Source organism: Erysipelothrix inopinata (assembly GCF_014396165.1).
Lineage (GTDB): Bacteria > Bacillota_I > Bacilli_A > Erysipelotrichales > Erysipelotrichaceae > Erysipelothrix > Erysipelothrix inopinata.
On the sequence record NZ_CP060715.1, the window covers coordinates 520,115 to 541,247 of the forward strand.

Sequence of the window (21,133 nt, forward strand, 5' to 3'; positions counted from 1 at the left end):
TTAACCTAAATTATAAAAAAAATTACAGCCTAAGCTGCAATTTTCGGTTTGAGTACTGTATTTTCTTTATAATTCTCATCATCTATCTGCTTAAGAAGTTGATCACATGCAATATTTCCTAACAGATTAATGTCTTGTTCAACTGAAGTAAGTGGAAGTCCAAACATCTCAGATTGCTTTAAGTTATCATATCCAACAATCTTAATTTTATTACTTGATGTCTTTGTCTCAAACATTGCTTTAAACAAACCATATGCCATCAAGTCATTAAAAGCAAAGACTCCATCTATATTATTATGCTCTAAAACTGATTTCCCAAACTTGTATCCTGTCTCAAAGCGATAATCACCATCGTAAATTGCATTGACATCAATTTTTAAGTTTGCTTCGTTCATTGCTTTTTCAAATCCCCTGTAGCGCTGGTTTCCGTTGTGGGTAGTAAGTCCACCTGTAAAGCAAGCAATTTCTTTACAACCCTCTTCAATTAAGTACTGTGTCGCAATATAGCCACCATATTCATGATCAAAAGAAACCTGGTTAAAATCAATTCCTTCAAATACACGGTCCACGAGTACAAAAGGAATTTCAATTTGGTGGTAAAAATTGCGTACTTGCTCGAGATTTGAATAGCTCTCAGTTGATGGACAGATTAAAAGTCCATCAATTTGGCGATCCGTTAATTCTCGAATCAATTCAATATCCTGATGAAAACTATCATCACTATTTACAATAAAGACTAAATAGCCTTTTTCCCTCATAATTTCTTCTATCTGTTTAGACAGTGTTGAAAAGAACGGGTTTTCTATATCAGGAATAATTAATCCTACAGTATGAGACTTCTGTGTTGATAAACTTCGAGCAAGATGATTGGGACGATAATTCATTTCCTCAGCAATTTTACGTATCTCATCTTTTTTACTTTGCGATATTCTTGATGGCTTATTATTAAGAACAAGCGAAACGGTAGCTTCTGATACCCCTGCAACTTTAGCAATGTCTATAAGTCTTGTTTTTTTCAATGTTGCACCCCTTTTGTGGTAGTTCTTACCTATATCACTATTATATACAAATTCATCTTAAAAATGGAAATTAGTTTAGATAAGCTTGTCTTTATGTGTGTTATTTCAGTTTATGAGCGATAAATGAGCGACAAATGAGCGACAAATGAGCGACAAATGAGCGACAAATGAGCGTTAGTCATTTTTCTACACTAATATAATTAATATATATTTACTAGCTTACTAAAAAAAGTTCCACCTCTATATTAGAGATGGAACAAGATTACTGTTCAATGAGTCCTTTACGCTGTTGAGATTCGTGGATAATATCAATGATATGTTTGATATTTCCTTGCCCAGCAAAGCGCGTGTCATCAGCAAAATTTTCTGTGACATCAATCCAAAGGAGTGGATTTTTCTCTTCGATCAACGTGACATCGTGATCTAGTTTTCCGTAAAATACCTGTAACTCAATACCGTCTAGGTGATAACGCGTTGAAAAGAGGTAGGTTAAATCAAGATCATCACTTGAAATACCCGTTTCCTCAAACAACTCCCGATATGCACCTTCGACGGCTGTTTCGTTTTCATTTTTCTTACCACCTACAAAATTATAGAGTCCCTTATATGGATTCTTTTGACGGTGGCACATTAATACAGATTTTCCTGTCTTATCAAAGACAGCTATAACGTTAACTTCTTTATACATTAGTCATTGAAGAGATCAAATAATGTACTTACAGGTTTGTGAGTTTCAATCGCTTCGATTGCTTTCGCTAACATGTAACCTACAGATATTTGTTTAATTTTTGGTTCTTGACGCGCTTCTTCTTTTAATGGAATCGTATTGGTAACTAAGAGTTCCTTTAAAGATGACGAAGCAATACGTTCAACTGCAGGACCTGAAAGAATACCGTGCGTACATGCAGCGTACACTTCTTTAGCTCCCTTATCATACAACATATCGATACCACCCATTAAAGAACCGGCTGTATCAACCATGTCATCAATAACAATTGCGATTTTACCATCAACATCACCAATTAAGTTCATTGCTTCCGCAACATTAGGTTTTGTACGACGCTTATCGATGATTGCGATTGTTGATCCTGGAATTACATCTGATAATTTACGAGCACGAGTTGCTCCACCATGGTCTGGTGAAACAATAACAATTTCGTCTTCGAAATTCTTATTACGGTAGTATTGTCCAATCATTGATACCGCTGTAAGGTCATCTGTTGGAATATCAAAGAATCCTTGAATTTGCGGTGCATGAAGGTCAATCATTACGACACGATCTGCTCCAGCTGTTGTTAAAAGGTTTGCCATCAATTTTGATGAAATTGGTTGACGTGCACGTGCTTTACGATCTTGTCGTGCATAACCGTAGTATGGCATTACTACTGTAATTTCATCTGCTGATGCTCTGCGACATGCATCAAGTGCGATAAGCACTTCCATGTATGTTTCACTTACTGGTGAACATGTTGATTGGATAATGAAAACAGATTTTCCCCGAACTGATTCCAATGGTTCAACTAAAATTTCTCCGTCAGCAAAATGTTTAACATCAATCTTACCTCGGTCTAAATTCAAATGCTCACAAATCTCGTCTGCTAATTCTACGTTCGACGACAACGCAAAAATAACTGTATCTTCTCTCTTCATTTCTATTTGCCCTCTTTACTAATATATTTGGTACCGTAGCCAGGTTTATTTTCTTGACGGGAACGTGCAATGGCCAATGCCCCGTTTTCAACGTTTTGATTTACAGTTGAGCCCGCAGCGATCACTGCATCGTTTCCAATAGTAATCGGTGCAATCAGATTACTATTACTTCCAATAAACGCATTATTACCTATAGAAGTTTGGTATTTATGCTTACCATCATAATTAACCGTTACAACACCACAACCTATATTAACATTTTTACCCACTTTTGTATCGCCTAAATAGACAAGATGTGAACATTTCGAGCCTTCTGAGAAGAAAGTATTCTTAAACTCGACAAAATTACCAATTCTACAGCCATCTTCAACTACAGAATTCATTCGTAAATGAGAGTTTGGTCCGACAACGACATTGTTATGAATCGTTGTGTTCATAATTTTACTGCTTTCAATGACAGTCTTCTTACCAATTGTTGCATTTTCAATCCAACAGTTTGGTAAAATCTCTGTTTCTGCACCGATGGAAGTCTTTCCATAGATGTGATTATTCGGATAAATTATAGCATCCGCTTCAATTGTAACTTCTGTTGCAATATAGGTAGTATTGGGATCCATAATTGTTACCCCATTCACCATATGCTTAAGATTAACTTTTTGTTGCAACCATTGTGATGCTTTTAATAGTTGCATACGATCATTCACGCCAAAGTACTCTTCTGGATCATCAACACGAAGTGATTGGATCTTATGTCCATTTTTCTTCATGATTTCTGCAAGCTTGATTATATTAACTTCATCCGTTGCTGGATCATCTTTGATTTCATCTAAGTATTTGAATAGAAGTTTGTTATTTACACAGTAAATTCCCAAACTTATTTCATTAATAGCTTGTTCTGCTTCAGTTAGAGTTCTGTAATCAACGATACGATCGATGTAGCCTTGATTATCACGAACGATACGGCGGTAGTTCGCAGGTTGTGCTACCTTTGCGGAAAGTACCGTCAAATCATTACCTTGGTGTTTCTCAAATATGTTTGCGAGTGATTCTGGTTGAATAAGTGCGCAGTCTCCTAAAACAATTAAAGTTGAGCCTTCAAGACCTCTTAACTGATTTACACGAGATACTGCATCTCCAGTTCCATATTGTTCTTCTTGATACGCAATCTCTACACGTCCATTAAGGTATGCTTCTACCTCTTCATGTTGATGTCCTGTAACGACAACAATCTTATCAGTATCAATCATCTCTAAATGATCCACAAGATGACCTATCATTGGTTTATGAAGAATTTCATGCATTACTTTACTTTTATTGGATTGCATTCGGGTACCTTTACCCCCAGCTAGTACAATAGCATATTTCATTTTGATCGCCTCCGTTTTTATTTTATCATATAAATGTGAAAATCACTTTTTTATTCGCCCATATTTTACAAACGGATAGTCAAAAACAATTTTTTCATAGATGCGTATGGCCTCATCACGATTTTCAGTAAGTCCGAAAATAGTTGTTCCTGTTCCACTCATACAAACACCTTGAAGACCCTCGTCTTTAAGCATTCTCGCAACTTTTTTTAGTTTCGAATTCTTCTTAGATATTGCTCGTTGAAAATCGTTGTGCATATGATCACTCATAAGTTCAAAGTTTTGACTTATTAGACCTTCATGGCATAGATCGAAGTTATGGTCATAGTGAAAATGTTGGTATTTCTTTAAGAATGATTTCGTACTTACACCAAATCCTGGTTTTACCATTACGTAGTATAAATCCATATTATAATCTAGAATTTCAATTTCATCCCCAATACCCTCAACAATGGCTGGTTTATTAAAAAGACAGAAGGGTGTATCCTCATCAATCTCACGAGCCACATCAATAAGTTCTTGTGACGTTAGGTTCAAATCGTATAAATCATTAAGCATGTTAATGACTGCTGCGGCATCTGCACTACCACCACCTAAGCCTGATTGAGCTGGAATATTTTTTACAATTTTCACTTTAAAATTATCTTGAATATCATATCGTTTCTTCATGATCATAATCGACTTATAGACCGTATTACGTTTGTCATTAGGAAGATACTCTTTATCTGTCTCTAGGACCATCTCAGGGCTCTTCTCGAGGTATACCATATCAAATAAATCGATTGGCATAATAATATTCTTAAATCGCAACATACCCTCTTTACGTTCTTGAGCATGCAAAAAGAACGTTAATTTTGCATACGCCTTCCTACGCATAAAGAGCTCCGTATAACTTAAGATAGTCATCATAAGTTAAATAATCCGCACGAATGGATGGATTCAAGCCTATACTTTCTAGAATTGTATTGTAATTACGTTCTTTATCTATTGTCTTTAAATTGTTAACAAGGGTTTTACGTCTAAATTGGAAACACTTTTTAACGAAATCAAAAAACTCACGTTCATCATAAGGCATTGATTGGTTCTTAGGTTTTAACTGGATTACGATACTATCAACATTAGGACGTGGATGAAATGTTTCTTTAGAAACTTTTATTATCGTCTTAATATCAAAGTAGTATTGCATTTGAATGCTCAGTGCTGCATAGTCCTTTGTCTCAGGTTTTGCGGTTAAGCGATCTGATATTTCCTTTTGGACCATCACTGTCATTTGTTTAACATTCAATTCCATCAATTTAAACAATATCGGTGTCGTAATATAGTATGGCAAATTAGCACATACTGTAAGAGGTTCTTTATATTCTGATAAATCTGCTTTTAGAAAATCCTGATGAATTACAGAAACATTCTCACATTCTTCAAGACTCTCGGATAATATCTCAACCATATTCGGATCAATTTCATAAGCAATGACTTCATCATAACGTTTAGAGAGTTGTTGTGTTAAAGCCCCAAGTCCGGGTCCTATTTCCAAACACAGTCCACCTTCTCCACTTTGCCTTGCAATATTTTCAACTACTGAAGGATCTATAATGAAGTTTTGACCAAAATGTTTCTTGGCTCTACGTTCGTATTTTTGTAAAAGTTCCATACTCACGGAATAATTAGCGATCGTTTTCATTTTCTTTATCTCCTAGTATTTTTGTACATTGCTCAAAAGTACATTGCATCATGTTCAGATATTTATATAGTGTTTTCGCATTAGACTTTGGAATCGATAGTGATTCAGATAAGAAATCACGTCTTTCTTGGCTGTTTGGTTTTCCAGCAAGATCTAAATCGACAAATTCATGCCATGACAAAGTATCTTCCTGTTTCTCAAAGACCACAGCTTGCGCAAGTGCTTCGAGAATATCTTCACAGTCAGCGTGTTCAATTCCAACTTTTTGTTTCTTCTTAGTTTGTATAACATTCAGGGATGCGTGCTTACACGGTCCAACATAATTCATAATTGTTCGACGAATGTACTCACCTGGTCCATCTGGATCCGTAAAAATAAGAATTCCTTGGTTTTCATTTAGACGTTTGCATAAGTCTAGAAATTCTCTTGAGATGTGAGTGCCATTAGAATAAATTACTTTAGCATCCACGCATTGTTCAAGCTTCTCAAGATCGTGCTTCCCCTCAACAATAATTACTTCTTTAACAAATTGTTTTTTCATGGAAACATTATATCATGATTACACAATTAAAAAAACTGACATTCAAAGAGAATAAAAGACTGGAATCGAAATTTAAAATTTCGCCAGTCTTATCTGTTTCATCATGGTCATGAATGATACTAAATACCGCAGTCCCACTGACCGTTATTTCGAACACGAGAATTCGTACTCAAAATCTTAACTTTAGCATCTTGTCGTCTTCCTTGGCTTAAAAGCATATCCGTTTCCGAACCTGCAAACAAGTCAATTTTAGACCCTTGTATTGCGCCACCTCTGTCTAAGACGATGGCTTGGAAAGGAACACCCGGAGTAATTCCTTGTCCACTGACAGTATGATCTGATATCTCAACAATTGAGCATAATGGTACATCTGATGACGTCGCAATGATGTAGTAACCTTCATAAGTTACTCCTGGTTTCCAGCTTCCATCACGCTGACGAACAGAATCAAGTCCTAATGCAATTCCTGCAGAAGTCCCTCCAGTTCCTCCTTCAGACATATTACATCCTGCACAGTTTACACCATAGCGTGTAATACGACTCGCATTATAATATGCGTCCGCTTGTGCTCTTTGACCACTTTCATAGATTGTTGGTGTTGATTCAACAACCTCTGCTGCATTTGGTATTTCTACTCTTGATAACAAATCACCCTGTGAATTATACATTCGTTTATATTTCGTAGTTTTTGTCCCACGAATCCCATCTTGAGTTTTCGCATAGATCCAAGATGTTCCATCCGAAACAACTGAGGATTCACGTTCAATAACGCCTGCCTCTTCAAGCGGTTCAACAACTTCTTCGATGTCAAACCTATAAGGTTCCTCTTTTTCTTCATTCAATTCATTCAGTTTTGGGTATGTAATTTCGATATCGGCGTCCGCATTAACGGCACAGCCACTAATGATTGTTACCATGACCATCATGTAGATAATCAACATGTATTTCTTCATTAAAATGTCTCCTTTCAAAAAAGACCATGAGAATATAGCACACGATTTATGACTGGTCAACTTTTAATACTCTTTTTTTAAACTTAATTTTTTACGAAATTAAAAATATCCACTCGTAAGTGGATATGTAAATAATACGATAAATTATGGGAAATTATGTGATTATCCGAAATATTCTTTAATTTTCGGATTATTCACGACTGGCTTCATCAAGATAAATCCAGGTATAAATGTTGCGACAAACTCCCCAATAAATACCGAAGCAATGTTCATAATGAGGGTTAATTCACCGTATACTGCATAGGTCAATATGATCCCTACGATTATACCGTTAATAACCGATGGCCATAGGAGTGCGACATACTTATTTTTAGTGTATGCCATCGCAACACAGGTTAAAGTAGTTGCTAAGGTACCAAATATAATATCAATTAAACCCAGAGGACTACCTAAATTGGTAATAAAACATCCGATAATAATTCCAATTGAATGTTTTGGACTAATTAATACTAGAATTAATAGTGCTTCTGCCACACGAACTTGTATCGGTCCATATGTAAAAGGTGCCAACATGTATGATAGTGCGACATACAATGCTGCAATAAATGCTTGTAATACTAAATCTTTCGTTTTCATTCTAACTCCTTAAATCTATAGTAATCGTGTTGATTTATAACGTGCTTTTTTGCTTGCTTTAGAATCTAAATTCCAAAGCGCTTTAAAGATATTACTTGAAGACCAATAGGTAAGTGCTAAAGCTACCATCATATTCATAATAAATACTGTAAGTGATTTTTGATCGGTAAGTGTTCCTATCATAACTATTTTTAAAAATTCAATATTTTTGAAAAGACTTAGATCTCCCATAGCTTTCGCAGCTGAAAGCGCAATATTTAGTATTTGAGCTAAGAAGATTGCAAATACAGTCATTCCAATAAGAACTTTTCCACTTCGACGGTTTAGCTCGCCTCCCGTCATCTCAAATCCACGAATCGCAAACTTAATCATGAAGTATCCTGCGATACCCGCAATGAATCCAATATATCCAAGAGCTATCCAGATCATCATTCCTAAGATAAGTCCACAAGCTGCTCCAATATAACCAAGAAACGATCCTCCGTTGATTTTGTCAGTCGGTTTTCGATTGATTGTCGCAATCTTTGATTGCGATTCGAAGGTTTCCTCATCAAGGATTGAAAGACGTCTACCAACACGGAATATTCCGATATTGTTTTCACTTCCATGAACTGAACAAATATTACGACAGTCATGATATCTTAAAATGAGTGCAATTTCCTTAATAATCTCAGTCGGTTCATCAGTACTTGTAAGCATTGTTTGATTCACTTCTATCAAAAGCTTCAGTCCATCTTTATAGACCCCACCAAAAGCAATCGCAGGATGGTCCGTTCGAAGTTCTGCAATTTCATTAATTGTTGCATCAGCATTAGAAACTGAAAATGCTATGACCATTAAATTCTTGAGTGATGATGCTTCCATTGTAAAATAATAGTTGTTTTCTAATCCGTATACAGCATCAATATCATTTTGTGACTTATACGGGCCTTTATATTTACTGATTTTTTCCATGTATGCCTCCTACTTGAGTAACTTTCTTATTATTTTATTTTTCTTTTTTGTATATGGTGGATAAAAATGTTTTAACGGTGACCAGTTTTTCATCGTCATCACCGATTTTCTATGACTAAATGTCGTGAAACTATCATATCCGTGATAACTACCGATTCCTGAATTTCGAATCCCACCAAAGGGAACATTATTATTGGCAAGATGGAAAATTGTGCCATTCACCATACCACCACCAAAAGAAATCGAATTTAATATTTTATCCTTTTCTTCCTTATTATATGTATAGAGATAAAGAGCAAGCGGATTTGGGTTTTTTGAGACAATTTTCTCAATCTCATCAAAGCTATCATAAAGTATCATGGGTAAAATAGGACCAAATATTTCATCTTCCATTATCTCACAATCGATGTTATCAATTTTGATTAAAGTGGGCTCAATTTTAGTCTCATTGTACATTCCACCCCAAATGATGTTCGAGTCATTATCAGACAAGTATCTAACGAGTCTTTGATGATGGCTTGCATTAATTATCTTACCATAATCTTTGGCTTGTAGTGGTGATTCGCCATAAAATTTCAAAAGGGTTTCACGAAATAGTCGTTCAAATTCAGAAACTTTACTCTTGTGGATTATTAAATAATCAGGAGCAACACAAGTTTGGCCAGCATTCACGAATTTTCCCCATACCAGACTCTCTACAGTCTGCCCTAAATTTGCATACTCCGTAATGATTGCAGGACTTTTTCCCCCTAACTCTAAGATAACTGGCGTGAGATTTTCTGAAGCGGCTTTCATCACAATTTTCCCTACCCGAGAACTCCCTGTAAAGAAGATTAAGTCAAAGGATTCTTCAAGTAACTGAGTCACTACTTCTACTTCTCCTTGCATCGCGCAAACATACGATTCATCAAAAGTCTTTGAAATTATTTTTTGAATAACGGTTGAAACATGAGGCGTTAATTCAGAGAGTTTCACGATCGCAGTATTTCCAGCCATCATTGCACCTACTAAGGGTATAAAAGCGAGTTGCACCGGATAATTAAAGGGAACAATTATAAGAACAGTTCCAACTGGTTCGTAATATATCTTGCTTGAAGTTCCAAACAGAAACAAAGGTGTCTTTGCACGTGTTTTTTTCGACCATTTTCGGATATTTCGAATAGCAGTATCAATTTCGTGATATACCATGCCTAATTCGGTAAGATATACCTCTGATTCACTTTTATTAAGATCTACCATGAATGCATCATACATTTCATTCTCATACTTTTTTAGTGCCTCTTTAAGAGATTTAAGTTGACGAACGCGAAATGAAATATCACGTGTTTCACCAGTATGATAATAGGCTCTTTGTTTTTCAGTAATTTTCATAAATTCACCTGCTTGTTCTAACTATATCATAGATTTTTCATTTAATATATTTTGTTAATGGGTGTTTTTGAATTCTTAATTGAGTGTTTTGAAATATTTTTTTTAGTCAATATTTTTCCCTATATATAATATAGAAAGAGAAATCCTAAAGTTATACCCCAAATTAAGGCTCTTAAATTAATATTTTAGTAATTAAGTTGACAATTTTAAAAATGTAAGCAATAATAATGAAAAGCGATGAAAAGGAAAGTAATTTCTCGAAAGTTTTTCAGAGAGTCTGGGTTGGTGAGAGCAGGCAAACGGAAGAGTTATGAAAATGGCCTTGGAGCTATGAAGCTGAGACGTAAGTTTAGGTTTCGTCGGGTTCGCCCGTTAACGCGACAGAGTATGATAGTACTCGATAAGATTTATATCGTGAGATATGAATAAATTAAGGTGGTAACATGAGCACGCTCATCCTTAGGGATGGGCGTTTTTTTATTAGGAGGAGACAGTTATGACTTATAACATTGATCAATACGTAGATAAACAACATGAAACATATAAAAATATCGCATTACAAATCCATGCTAAACCAGAGGTAAGTAACTATGAGTTCTTCGCATGTGAAACATTATCCAATCAGCTCATCAAAGAAGGTTTCGAAGTAACCGTTGATGTAGCGGGCCATCGTACAGGTTTTAATGCTCGATATAAAAGTAACAAACCCGGTCCTGTCGTTGCTTTCTTAGCAGAATACGATGCCCTTGAAGGAATTGGCCATGCATGTGGTCATAATATCTTCGGTGCAACATCATCACTCTCTGCCGCGGCACTTAAACAAGTCATCGATGAAGTCGGTGGCGAGATAAGAGTTTATGGAACTCCTGGTGAAGAAGGTGGCGAGAACGGATCAGCAAAAGGTAGTTTTGTAAGAGAAGGATTTCTCGATGATGTAGACTTTGCACTTTGTGTTCATCCCGGACATTTACATGGTCTCACAACTTCATCCCTTGCCAATGATCCCGTTGATGTTGAGTTCTTTGGAAGAGCTAGTCATGCTGCAGCATCTCCTGAAAAAGGAATCAATGCCCTGGATGCCATTATCCAAGTTTACAACTCAGTGAATGCTTTACGACAACACTTACCCAGTGATGTAAGAATCCATGGGGTAATCACCCATGGTGGAGAAGCTGCCAATGTTATTCCTGAATATGCAAAAGCTCGCTTCTATCTTCGTGCTCAATCTCGCGTCACACTCAATGAAGTGTACGAAAAATTTGAAAACATCGTCAAAGGAGCCGCTCTTGCAACGGGATGTACCTATAAATTTGGACTCTTCCAAAACGCAGTCGACAACACGGTAGTCACACCAAAGTTTGACCGTGTCTATGAAGAAGTTCTAAACCGTTATGGAGAAGTAATCACTCCTGGAGATGGTCTTGCGAAAGGATCTACAGATGTAGGAAACATCTCACATCGCGTTCCAACCATTCAACCACATATCAACATCTCGAATGAACCCATGGCAGGACACAGTATTGAATTCAAAGCTGCAGCCTGCAGCGAACTTGGTTTAGATTCAATTGCATTGGGAGCAAAAGTACTCGCTCACACAGCATATGAACTTATAACCAATCCCGAACTACTTAAATCAATCAAGGAAGAGCACCAACAACAACTCGCTCTCAATGAATAGGAGATTATCATGATAGAATTTCAAAACATATCGAAAACATTCGAATCTAAAAGTAATACCGTCCATGCCGTAAGAGATGTCTCTTTCTCAATTAAGGACTCTGAGATATTTGGAGTCATTGGATTCAGTGGTGCTGGTAAAAGTACTCTCGTGCGATGCATCAACATGCTCGAAAGACCAACATCTGGTAATGTTGTCATCAACGGTGTTGTCATGAACGAACTCTCTGAAAAAGACCTTCGTATCCAACGACGTAAAATTGGAATGATTTTCCAACAATTTAACCTCCTTGGATCACGAACTGTTTACGAGAATGTCGCATTCCCTTTAAGAAATCAAAAACTTCCTAAAGACCAAATTCACGAGAAAGTTATTTCATTGCTTGAATTGGTAGGGATCCTCGATAAAAAGAATGTTTATCCGTCTCAGTTATCTGGTGGTCAAAAACAACGTGTCGCTATTGCACGAGCACTCGCTAACGATCCTGATATCCTTCTCTGTGATGAAGCAACCAGTGCACTTGATCCTCAAACCACTTCAAACATTCTTAAACTTCTTAAACAAGTTAACGAACAACTAGGAATTACGATTGTTATTATCACCCATGAGATGTCTGTTATTAAAGAAATTTGTGACCGTGTTGCGGTCATGGAAGACGGTTATGTTAAAGAACTGGATTCGGTCATTAATATCTTCTCAAATCCAAAAGCAACTATTACTAAAGACTTTGTTGCAAGCACAACAAACTATGATCAGTTGGATGATCTCATCCAAAATAGACCCGAGGTATTAAATCTTAATATTGATCAATCTCTTATTAAGATAGACTTTGTGGGTTCCAATACAAAGGAATCTGTGATTGCACATCTTACAAAAACTTATGATGTTGATGCAAGTATTATCTTTGCAAACATCGAAATTATTCAGGACGAGATTATTGGTTCCATGGTTATTATTTTATCAGGAACTCAAAAACAAGACGCTATTAATTATCTGGAATCTCTCAATCTGAATGTGGAGGTACTAAAACATGCTTAATTTTTTAATCGATATTGCACCAAACTTAGTTAAGTACCAAGATGAGTTCTTTCTAAGTATTAACGAAACAGTCCAAATGATGGTCATTGCAGGATTCTTCTCATTTGTAGTTGGGTTACTTCTTGGTGTCATTCTCGTAGTGACACGTAAAGGTGGCATCATGGAACAACCTCTGATTTATCAAATTCTTGATAAATCAACAAACTTATTTCGTTCCATTCCATTTGTTATCCTACTGACTGCATTAATTCCCTTAACACGTATTATTGCTGGAACTCCCATTGGTGTACGTGGTGCCATCTTCCCTCTTGTTGTAGGATGTACTCCATTTTTCATGAGACAAGTAGATATGGCTTTATCTGATCTTGATCCCGGCCTGATTGAAGCAGCTCAATCTATGGGTTTATCCCCATTTCAAATCTTAGTTAAAGTTTATCTAAGAGAGAGTATTCCTGCTCTTACCCGTTCCACAAGTATTACCCTTATTAGCTTACTAGGATTAACGGCTATGGGTGGTGCTGTTGGTGCTGGTGGTATTGGTGCCTTTGTTATTCGTTACGGTCACGGACGATTCATGGCAGACATCACTTATGCATCTATTATTGTTATTCTCTTGATGGTTTCCATCATTCAAGCTATTGCAAACATCATTATTAAGAAAACAACACACTAAAGGAGAAACACATGAAAAAATTATTATTAACATTACTTATTACCCTTCTCGTCCTCACAGGATGTTCAAACAAACCTGCATCTTCAGAACCAACCAAAGATGTCGTAATAGGCATGATTGGATCTGACTCCGTAGTCTGGGGCCATGTTGCGAAAGAAGCTGCTAAAGAAGGTATTAACATTACTTTTAAATCATTTACTGATTATACTCAACCGAACCGTGCACTCAACGATAAAGATATCGATCTAAATGTTTTCCAACACCATGTCTATCTCGAAAAAGAAATTGAATCACACGGCTACAAAATTACACCTATTGCAAACACAGCAATTGCACCAATGGGAATCTATTCAAAGAAAATTACTTCACTCGATGAAATACAAAAAGGTGCTCAAGTAAGTATTCCAGATGATATTACAAACGGTGGTCGTGCTCTTCAACTTCTCCAAGCAGAAGGAATCATCAAACTTAATGATGAAAAGTTCCCAACAATTAAAGATATCGTGGACAACCCACTCGAACTAAAATTCTTAGAACTTTCCGCAGCTAACATTCCTGGCACACTTGGTGATGTCGACTTCGCAATCATTAACTCAGGAATTGCAGTGGATGCAGGACTTATTCCTACTGAAACTGCAATCGTTCTCGAAAATGTAACAACAGATCCAAACAATCCTTATGTTAACCTAATCGCAGCACGTACAGAAGAAAAAGATAATCCAGTATTCAAACGTATTATTGAACTTTATCAAACAGATGAAGTTCGTCAACTTATTGTTGAAGATAGTAAGGGATCAAGTTTCCCAGTTTGGTAATCAAAAAGTGATGATATCCGCTATATTGCGAGTATCATCACTTTTTTACTTATACACATGACTATATTTTTCTAGATAACTTCTTTTAAAACCATTCGCCTCATAAAATTTAGAAGCCATATTATCATAACCTTCATACGGTGTCTTAAGTCTCACTTCATCAAAATGATCTTTTGCAAAATCTAACAGTAACTCCACTATTTTCTTCCCTACATTGTGACGTCGATAATCGGGATGAACATAAAGATGACGAAGCCTGCCAATCCTACTATCATGCTCATACGGATCAACTTGTATTCCTCCTACAGCAATAACTTTGCCATCACTATTTTTAACACATAGTAATAATTCATTGTCCTCTTCGAAAGCATTGGTTCTATTATTGATTCCCACCTGAAGTTTTTTTTAAAAATTATACTCTTCATCCAAGGAAGCATTCACTAACATTTCCAAATTGTCAGATGGAGTAAAAGGTTTGATATCTAGCATGATTATTGCCAACTTTCTTTACGCGTTGATTTTGTAGCTCGTTTTTCTTCATGAATTAAATTATCGTTTTTACTAATATATGACGATCTCGCTTTTATAAGTTCTTTTCGTCCCTCTTTGCTTCGTGTATAACAATATCCATACTTAATTCTGTCACGACTCAAGTTTCTAACAAATTTCTCGACACTCTTCTGGTTAATCGAAATAATTGTAGGACAAGTATAACTCATATAATAGTTTCGTCTTTTGAAGAGTCTTTTCTTATATATTATATAACGCGGGTTTTCTATAACCGTAAAAAACTCTTCAACTGCACGAGCGTATAGTGCACTTTCTTTTTCATTCGCATTTTCCAAGTAGAAACTTGTCGTAATTTTATCATCACTCACTTTGATCACTGAATGAGCCCATCGATTAATATGATTCATCTCTACAAGAGTATCGCAAATTGCTTTACCCAATGATTCCATTTTCTTTCTACGACCACCAAAATACCAAATAAATTTGCTGACTAAAATTGCAATAAATGAAATCAGATACTGAATCAAATAGATATTCATTCGAATTTGATTTTTTTTAGTTACGATTGAAAAGATTAGAAAAATTCCTACCGTAATAATTGCACTAATGGTGAGGCTTGATAGAATATTGTCGAAAAGAAACTCTTTATTCATTTTTATACTTTCCGGAGCTTTTACGGATACCTCATGTGTTACTTGAACTTGAACGTTCTCATCAACTCCAACCATTTCATACCATTGAGCACGGGTTTCAGCGCGATTATTGGAACGTTCTAGCATTTCTTTATTAATGAGTTCGACTTGCATCCGATTCAAATTATCCTTGGAAATACCTGTCCGATTTAAACCACCCGCTAAACGCGTTCCATCATAGCTTGGTCCCATGAAATTTCGGAAGCGACGTTCCAACATCTCGTAGTCCCCACCTACATCATCAACATTATTTTTAGAAAACGGATTACCCGAAGGTGCGGGAAGTGTTACGAGATGCCATATATTCGATACTTTCTGAGGGTTATTAGGATCCAGACGAATTGCTCTTCCACGCATTTGATTGCTTAACATATAACTTCCAACAAAACTTGCGAGAATAAGTGTATTGATTGAAGGAGAATCCCAACCTTCTCCAAGTAATGATTTAGTACCTACTAAGATTTGAACATGACCTGCTTCAAATAAATAGGTCGCAATCTTAACGATGTTCTTATTACCACCTGATATACGGTATTCACTGTATCCTGTATCATTTAATGATGTCATCGCAAATTGGAAATTGAATTCTTCCCTCTTTTTTTCAATAACTTGTTGCAGTGTTGTTGGGAGTAAAAGCAACGAACCTGAGACCGCTCCAATACGTTCTCCTTCGATTTCTTCTCTTCGGATGAGTTCAAATATCGGTACAGTTCCAAGAGCATTAATCGGCTCTTGTGTTCCAACAGTATTAAGATACTCTTTATGAATATAATCTGTAAGAATCAACATCCGCAACGATTGACGACGACTTTGAAATTCATGTTTCACAATTTCTTTGATACTATCAAGCTTACCTAGAGATGATATTAAGGTTCTTGTCGTTTTTGGGTTAGCTTCAAGGTAGAGTTTATTCCCTTGCATCAAACCATATCTTTTAAAAGTAGTTATTAGCTCCTCACAGTTATCATCACCAAACTTATCTGGGTTGTTAAGTATAAATTGAAAAGCAGTTTGAATATATATTGCTTTATAAGGAGGCAATGTTCCCTTAGGAGAAACAGTACGCACCAAGTCCCGAGGACATTTAAGATCATTATGTTTCATCACCGTCAATAAGGAACTAAACTCTAATGGAGACTCGAGAATTTCATCAATCTTTAGTTCATAATGTGTCAATAACTGATACATATCAATACATTTCGTTAAGATACCCTCTGATATTACTTCAGATACGGCTTCTTTACTCTGGGCTTCATAACTTTTTATAAACTTATTTTCAGATTCAGTTGGGAAATTGAAGTATACAAAGTCCTGATGAGGACAAAGTGTTTTTTGTTGTACAAGTTCTGGAATGCTAATCTCTTCATCAATCTCGCCACTGATTGACGTATAGTGGTCCCACTCTGTTTGGGTGCTATCAAAAGGTGGCGTTGCCGTTAATGAAATCACCGTAACATCTTTATTGATTGTGGAAATAAACTGCGTTAATGATTGTTTCCATTCCGCTTTAAGATGATGGGCTTCATCAAGACAAATAACTCCAATGTTTGCCTCTTTAATTTTCTTATAAAGATTAAAACCTTCATAGGCAAGATCTTCAGAAATATCTTCATATTCATCTTCTGAATTAATGTCAGCTTGTAGATTTAGCTTTTTATTCGCCGCATGTAAAGCTTGATAAGTAATTGAAGTAACGAGGGCTGGATTTTTAAGTGAGTAGGATACATCTGTTTCGCATCCTTCTTCCGAAAAATTATCACTCAGACGCATTCCCCATTGGTGTTGAATTGTGACTGTAGGAGAAATAATTAGTGCAGGTTTATTAATCCTACGAATTAATTCTAGACCCAGGATTGTTTTACCACTTCCGGGTGCCGCAACGATATTAATTTTATTATCTTCGAGATACGTTTCTGCGTGGTCGAGGACTCTTTTTTGATAGGGGCGAAATTCCCCCTTAAACTTATATTTTGAATACATATGCGTCCTCCATGCTTCTTCCTTATATTTTACCCTTTTAATCTTTTGAATAGACCAATGTGAAGCATTTTTCATCATATTTTATATAAAAAACCCATGAAACAATCTTCCATGGGTCATTTATTCATTAATATATATCGGTGGAGTTCTTTAATGACTTCTCTAAAGTCATTTTTATTAATTTGTGGATTCATCATATCTTTTTATACATTGTTTTGTAGTTCTTCATTACTTGCTCTTGTAGCTCTTCCACACTCATGTTTAAATGATTTGCAATGTATTCTCCAGTATATGAAACATAAGCAGGTTCATTTCGTTTTCCACGCTTTGGCATCGGCGCTAAGTAGGGAGAATCTGTTTCAGTTAGAATTCTATCTAAAGGAATGATATCCAAGACATCGCGAACATTTCCGCCATTCTTAAATGTTGTGATACCACCAAAACCTAGATAATATCCCATATCTAAAAGTATTTTAGCATTCTCAACAGTATCGCTATAACAATGAATCACACCTTTGTTATCAACAGGATGTTTCTTCAATACATCAATCACAGTATCAATTGCCGTTGATCCATCTTTTTCATTTCTTACATGAACTGCAATAGGAAGCTGATATTGATTCGCAAGATTAATTTGAGCAACCAATATTTCTATTTGTTTTTGGAGCTGTGTTTGATCCCAATACATATCAATTCCAATCTCACCAACACAAACAACTTGAGGATGGGTTAAAAACGATTCGAAAGTTTTGACATCTTTATAATTATCAAGTTCAGTAGGATGTACTCCAAGCGATATATGAAACTGGGGATTTCCTTCAATCTTACTGAGAGCCTGTTTCATTTCTTCTAGTGAACCACAAATGATATTGATTAGTTGTACATTTAAGTCACGCGCATTCGCAACAATCTCATCCCATGATTCGAATAATTCACCATATGCAATATGAGCATGGGAATCTATCCAATATTTTTCCATTATTTCACTACTTTCCTAAACAGAAGCGTGAGAATATTTCATCTAAAACATTCACATCTTCTCGTGGCATTATTACAGAGGCTAATTCAATATATGATTCATTTAAATCAATCGTCACTAAATCTAATTCCATTCCAAACTCAAGTGCTTGAAGTGCTCTTTGCATCGCTAAGTAACTCTTTTGTACTTGAGCAATATGGCGTTGATTCGAAAGTGTTGGTTTCGTAAGTGCCTTTGTATGCGTAACATAACGATTGTTAATTTCGTTTGTTAGTGCACTGACATCTTGATTGAGTGCTGAAACATATATCTTTTCAGGGTCTCCTGATGTGAGGAGATCTTCTTTATTATAAATAATAATACGTTCTTTATGCTTAGTAGCTTCAAGAAGATCTAGGTCATCTTGATCTCTTTCTTGAGTTGCATCGAAAACAATGATGACAAGTTCTGCTTCATCAAGAGCTTTACGACTTTTTTCAATTCCAATTTGTTCAATACGGTCTCCCGTATCACGTAATCCTGCTGTATCAATTAAATGGAGTGCTACATTGTCGAGTTTAATCCAACCTTCAACAAGATCACGAGTTGTTCCCGCGATATCTGTTACGATTGCTTTATCTTCATTAAGTAATACATTTAGGATGCTTGATTTTCCGACGTTAGGTTTCCCTAGAATTACCGTTTTGACGCCTTCTTTCATAATGCGTCCTGATTTTGATTCTTGAAGAATTTTCTCTAAGTCCTTCATAAAGTCTTTGGCTAACGGTAAGATAATGTCTTCGGTTAAAACTTGAACATCATCATACTCAGGATAGTCAATATTTACTTCAATGTTTGCGATAATTTGAATTAATTTTTCAAGGAGTGGTTCAATAAGATTCTTAACATTTCCTTTTACTCCTGAAATAGCGAGTTCTTGCGCAAATTCATTCGGTGCTTGAATAAGTTCCATGACTGATTCAGCTTGAGAAAGGTCAATACGTCCATTTAAGAATGCACGTTGTGTATATTCTCCTGGTAATGCCTCACGAGCGCCTACGGATAAGCAAAGTTCTAATACTTTCTTAGTCACAAGAACACCGCCGTGACAACTAATTTCCACTACATCTTCTCGAGTGTATGTTTTGGGTGCTTTAAAGACAGACAAAAGGACCTCATCCACAGTTTGATGTGTAACGGGGTCAATGATGTGTCCATAGCTTACGGTATGTGAATCAACCTTAGTCAAATCACGAGAAAATATCATGTTTGCATAAGAGATTGCGTCAGGACCACTAAGCCGTATTACGGATATGGCACTTTCTTGAAGTGCTGTTATTATTGCTACTATTGTATCTGTTATCATAATATCCATTATAAATAATTAAGCTCGCTTATTCAAATGATACACGCATGATTTCAAACAAAACGATCAATGAAATCAGGAACAGTCGTGGAAGCATTTTCTTGAATCTCCATTATCTCCGCACCATTCATATATGCAATGTCTCGAAGTTGGATTGCAATTTGAGTATAACGTGACGCTCCAATTACTAAGAATATATCTCCTTCGCCTAATTGGCTTACTTTCTGAATTGCTTTGGAATAGTTTGGGGCAAGATCACCATAAAGTACTGGTTTATTATAGAGTTCATGAGCATATGCCATTTCCTCATCCATAGGTAAACTACCATGGAGATGAAGCACACGTTTACTCCCTGCTTTTTCATGAAGTGAATCAACATTCATTGTGATAATATCTATGTCTGCCTTTGCCAGTGCAATATGCGCTGCATTAGGTTTTGCTTCATCAACATCTTTTTTCATCGTTGCAACGACTTCGCAATATTTCTTAGGGTGGTTGATTGCAAACTCTCGATGAAGACAATCTCGAACATCAGGACGATCCATAAAGGTATCAATTCCTGATTCTTTGCTTATCCCAGCTCCTGTAAATGCTAATATCATTCAATCCCTCCTAATCCATAAAATGTACTTTTCTTTGAATTATTTCATAATCACTATTCAGCTTGTATTCAACTATCACTTCATAGGGATCTGCTTTGGAGTCTAGAAATTCAAGACGAGACTCTACCAGCACTGCATCATCTTTATTTTGTACAAAAACACTTTGATTTGATAGTGGTAAGGTACTTTTTAATATCCAAGTTGCTCCATACAGTTTTGCCTTCATTACAGCATCATCAGTTTCCGAAGCCAATGTAATCCATCCATTATCAGTTTTTCTCACATTCAGGCGTTGCTCTACTGTAACGCACGTTCTAAATTTTGGAATATAGATAGCATCCTTAAATTTAAGAAAAGAGTCATTCATTGTTTCATCTTCTATCGTAGCTTTAACCTTTTTTTCTGCAACTGCAGCATCAACATTACATCTTCCAATACTTTCATTGAGTGTTCGTTGTGTTCGATAACTGTCATAAACTGGTAAAGAAAGAATCGTAATGATTGCGACAATCACCAATCCATCTCTAATTTTACTAAAGTTCTTTTTTAATGTTTCAATCTCATAACGATCATTAATTAGTATCATTGCAAGATATATCGATAGTGTGATCAATAATATTAATAGTATTTTCATATTGTTCTCCTATCT

The 21,133-nt window shown here is 36.0% G+C and carries 21 protein-coding genes and 1 other annotated feature; of the genes, 4 read left to right on the top strand and 17 right to left on the bottom strand.

Annotated features, from left to right (window positions below; all coding sequences use genetic code 11):
* Positions 1 to 29: 29 nt before the first annotated feature.
* From H9L01_RS02635 to H9L01_RS02685, 11 genes are all read right to left on the bottom strand, one after another.
* Complete coding sequence (locus H9L01_RS02635) at positions 30 to 1,019, bottom strand: LacI family DNA-binding transcriptional regulator (protein WP_187534483.1); 990 nt, start codon at positions 1,017 to 1,019, stop codon at positions 30 to 32.
* Positions 1,020 to 1,281: 262 nt separating this feature from the next.
* On the bottom strand, positions 1,282 to 1,707 hold the full coding sequence (locus H9L01_RS02640) for an NUDIX hydrolase (RefSeq protein WP_187534484.1): 426 nt from the start codon (positions 1,705 to 1,707) through the stop codon (positions 1,282 to 1,284).
* A complete protein-coding gene (locus tag H9L01_RS02645) occupies positions 1,707 to 2,669 on the bottom strand; it encodes a ribose-phosphate diphosphokinase (protein ID WP_187534485.1) in 963 nt (320 codons plus the stop codon). Before H9L01_RS02645 ends, H9L01_RS02640 begins: the two co-directional genes overlap by 1 nt.
* A 2-nt stretch (positions 2,670 to 2,671) precedes the next feature.
* Positions 2,672 to 4,036: a bifunctional UDP-N-acetylglucosamine diphosphorylase/glucosamine-1-phosphate N-acetyltransferase GlmU gene (gene glmU, locus H9L01_RS02650; RefSeq protein ID WP_187534486.1), complete on the bottom strand. Its 1,365-nt coding sequence runs from the start codon at positions 4,034 to 4,036 to the stop codon at positions 2,672 to 2,674.
* Between the two features lie 42 nt (positions 4,037 to 4,078).
* Positions 4,079 to 4,912: a 4-(cytidine 5'-diphospho)-2-C-methyl-D-erythritol kinase gene (gene ispE / locus H9L01_RS02655; RefSeq protein ID WP_187534487.1), complete on the bottom strand. Its 834-nt coding sequence runs from the start codon at positions 4,910 to 4,912 to the stop codon at positions 4,079 to 4,081.
* The gene (rsmA, locus tag H9L01_RS02660) at positions 4,905 to 5,717 is read right to left on the bottom strand and encodes a 16S rRNA (adenine(1518)-N(6)/adenine(1519)-N(6))-dimethyltransferase RsmA (protein ID WP_187534488.1); all 813 of its coding nucleotides are present in this window, start codon (positions 5,715 to 5,717) and stop codon (positions 4,905 to 4,907) included. The genes ispE and rsmA overlap by 8 nt, the downstream gene beginning before the upstream one ends.
* Positions 5,701 to 6,258, bottom strand: coding sequence for a ribonuclease M5 (gene rnmV / locus H9L01_RS02665; RefSeq protein WP_187534489.1), 558 nt, complete (start codon positions 6,256 to 6,258; stop codon positions 5,701 to 5,703). The genes rsmA and rnmV overlap by 17 nt, the downstream gene beginning before the upstream one ends.
* Before the next feature lie 119 nt (positions 6,259 to 6,377).
* Positions 6,378 to 7,211, bottom strand: coding sequence for a 3D domain-containing protein (locus H9L01_RS02670; RefSeq protein ID WP_187534490.1), 834 nt, complete (start codon positions 7,209 to 7,211; stop codon positions 6,378 to 6,380).
* Positions 7,212 to 7,373: 162 nt separating this feature from the next.
* Positions 7,374 to 7,847, bottom strand: coding sequence for a QueT transporter family protein (locus tag H9L01_RS02675; protein ID WP_187534491.1), 474 nt, complete (start codon positions 7,845 to 7,847; stop codon positions 7,374 to 7,376).
* 15 nt (positions 7,848 to 7,862) lie between these two features.
* Positions 7,863 to 8,801, bottom strand: coding sequence for a hypothetical protein (locus tag H9L01_RS02680; protein ID WP_187534492.1), 939 nt, complete (start codon positions 8,799 to 8,801; stop codon positions 7,863 to 7,865).
* Positions 8,802 to 8,810: 9 nt separating this feature from the next.
* The gene (locus H9L01_RS02685; RefSeq protein WP_187534493.1) at positions 8,811 to 10,172 is read right to left on the bottom strand and encodes an aldehyde dehydrogenase family protein; all 1,362 of its coding nucleotides are present in this window, start codon (positions 10,170 to 10,172) and stop codon (positions 8,811 to 8,813) included.
* A gap of 228 nt (positions 10,173 to 10,400) precedes the next feature.
* Positions 10,401 to 10,636, top strand: a binding site (T-box leader).
* 32 nt (positions 10,637 to 10,668) lie between these two features.
* On the opposite strand from H9L01_RS02685, the gene H9L01_RS02690 reads away from it, so the two are divergent.
* From H9L01_RS02690 to H9L01_RS02705, 4 genes are read left to right on the top strand one after another with little or no spacing between them, the layout of a single operon-like run.
* Positions 10,669 to 11,850 carry a M20 family metallopeptidase gene (locus tag H9L01_RS02690; protein WP_187534494.1) on the top strand — a complete coding sequence of 394 codons (1,182 nt, stop codon included), beginning with the start codon at positions 10,669 to 10,671 and terminating at the stop codon, positions 11,848 to 11,850.
* A 9-nt stretch (positions 11,851 to 11,859) separates the two neighbouring features.
* Positions 11,860 to 12,888: a methionine ABC transporter ATP-binding protein gene (locus H9L01_RS02695; RefSeq protein WP_187534495.1), complete on the top strand. Its 1,029-nt coding sequence runs from the start codon at positions 11,860 to 11,862 to the stop codon at positions 12,886 to 12,888.
* Complete coding sequence (locus H9L01_RS02700) at positions 12,881 to 13,561, top strand: methionine ABC transporter permease (protein ID WP_187534496.1); 681 nt, start codon at positions 12,881 to 12,883, stop codon at positions 13,559 to 13,561. Before H9L01_RS02695 ends, H9L01_RS02700 begins: the two co-directional genes overlap by 8 nt.
* Before the next feature lie 11 nt (positions 13,562 to 13,572).
* The gene (locus H9L01_RS02705; RefSeq protein WP_187534497.1) at positions 13,573 to 14,376 is read left to right on the top strand and encodes a MetQ/NlpA family ABC transporter substrate-binding protein; all 804 of its coding nucleotides are present in this window, start codon (positions 13,573 to 13,575) and stop codon (positions 14,374 to 14,376) included.
* A gap of 45 nt (positions 14,377 to 14,421) precedes the next feature.
* On the opposite strand, the gene H9L01_RS02710 is transcribed toward H9L01_RS02705, so the two are convergent.
* The 6 genes from H9L01_RS02710 to H9L01_RS02735 form a co-directional block, all read right to left on the bottom strand.
* A complete protein-coding gene (locus tag H9L01_RS02710) occupies positions 14,422 to 14,769 on the bottom strand; it encodes a GNAT family N-acetyltransferase (RefSeq protein WP_187534498.1) in 348 nt (115 codons plus the stop codon).
* Positions 14,770 to 14,867: 98 nt separating this feature from the next.
* Positions 14,868 to 17,558 (bottom strand): DEAD/DEAH box helicase family protein, encoded by a 2,691-nt coding sequence (locus tag H9L01_RS02715; RefSeq protein WP_187534499.1) that lies wholly within the window; start codon positions 17,556 to 17,558, stop codon positions 14,868 to 14,870.
* 193 nt (positions 17,559 to 17,751) lie between these two features.
* Positions 17,752 to 18,537: a TatD family hydrolase gene (locus H9L01_RS02720; RefSeq protein WP_187534500.1), complete on the bottom strand. Its 786-nt coding sequence runs from the start codon at positions 18,535 to 18,537 to the stop codon at positions 17,752 to 17,754.
* 7 nt (positions 18,538 to 18,544) lie between these two features.
* On the bottom strand, positions 18,545 to 19,882 hold the full coding sequence (mnmE, locus tag H9L01_RS02725) for a tRNA uridine-5-carboxymethylaminomethyl(34) synthesis GTPase MnmE (protein WP_187534501.1): 1,338 nt from the start codon (positions 19,880 to 19,882) through the stop codon (positions 18,545 to 18,547).
* Between the two features lie 53 nt (positions 19,883 to 19,935).
* Positions 19,936 to 20,484, bottom strand: coding sequence for an SIR2 family NAD-dependent protein deacylase (locus H9L01_RS02730; protein ID WP_187534502.1), 549 nt, complete (start codon positions 20,482 to 20,484; stop codon positions 19,936 to 19,938).
* 10 nt (positions 20,485 to 20,494) lie between these two features.
* Positions 20,495 to 21,118: a hypothetical protein gene (locus H9L01_RS02735; protein ID WP_187534503.1), complete on the bottom strand. Its 624-nt coding sequence runs from the start codon at positions 21,116 to 21,118 to the stop codon at positions 20,495 to 20,497.
* Between the last annotated feature and the right edge of the window lie 15 nt (positions 21,119 to 21,133).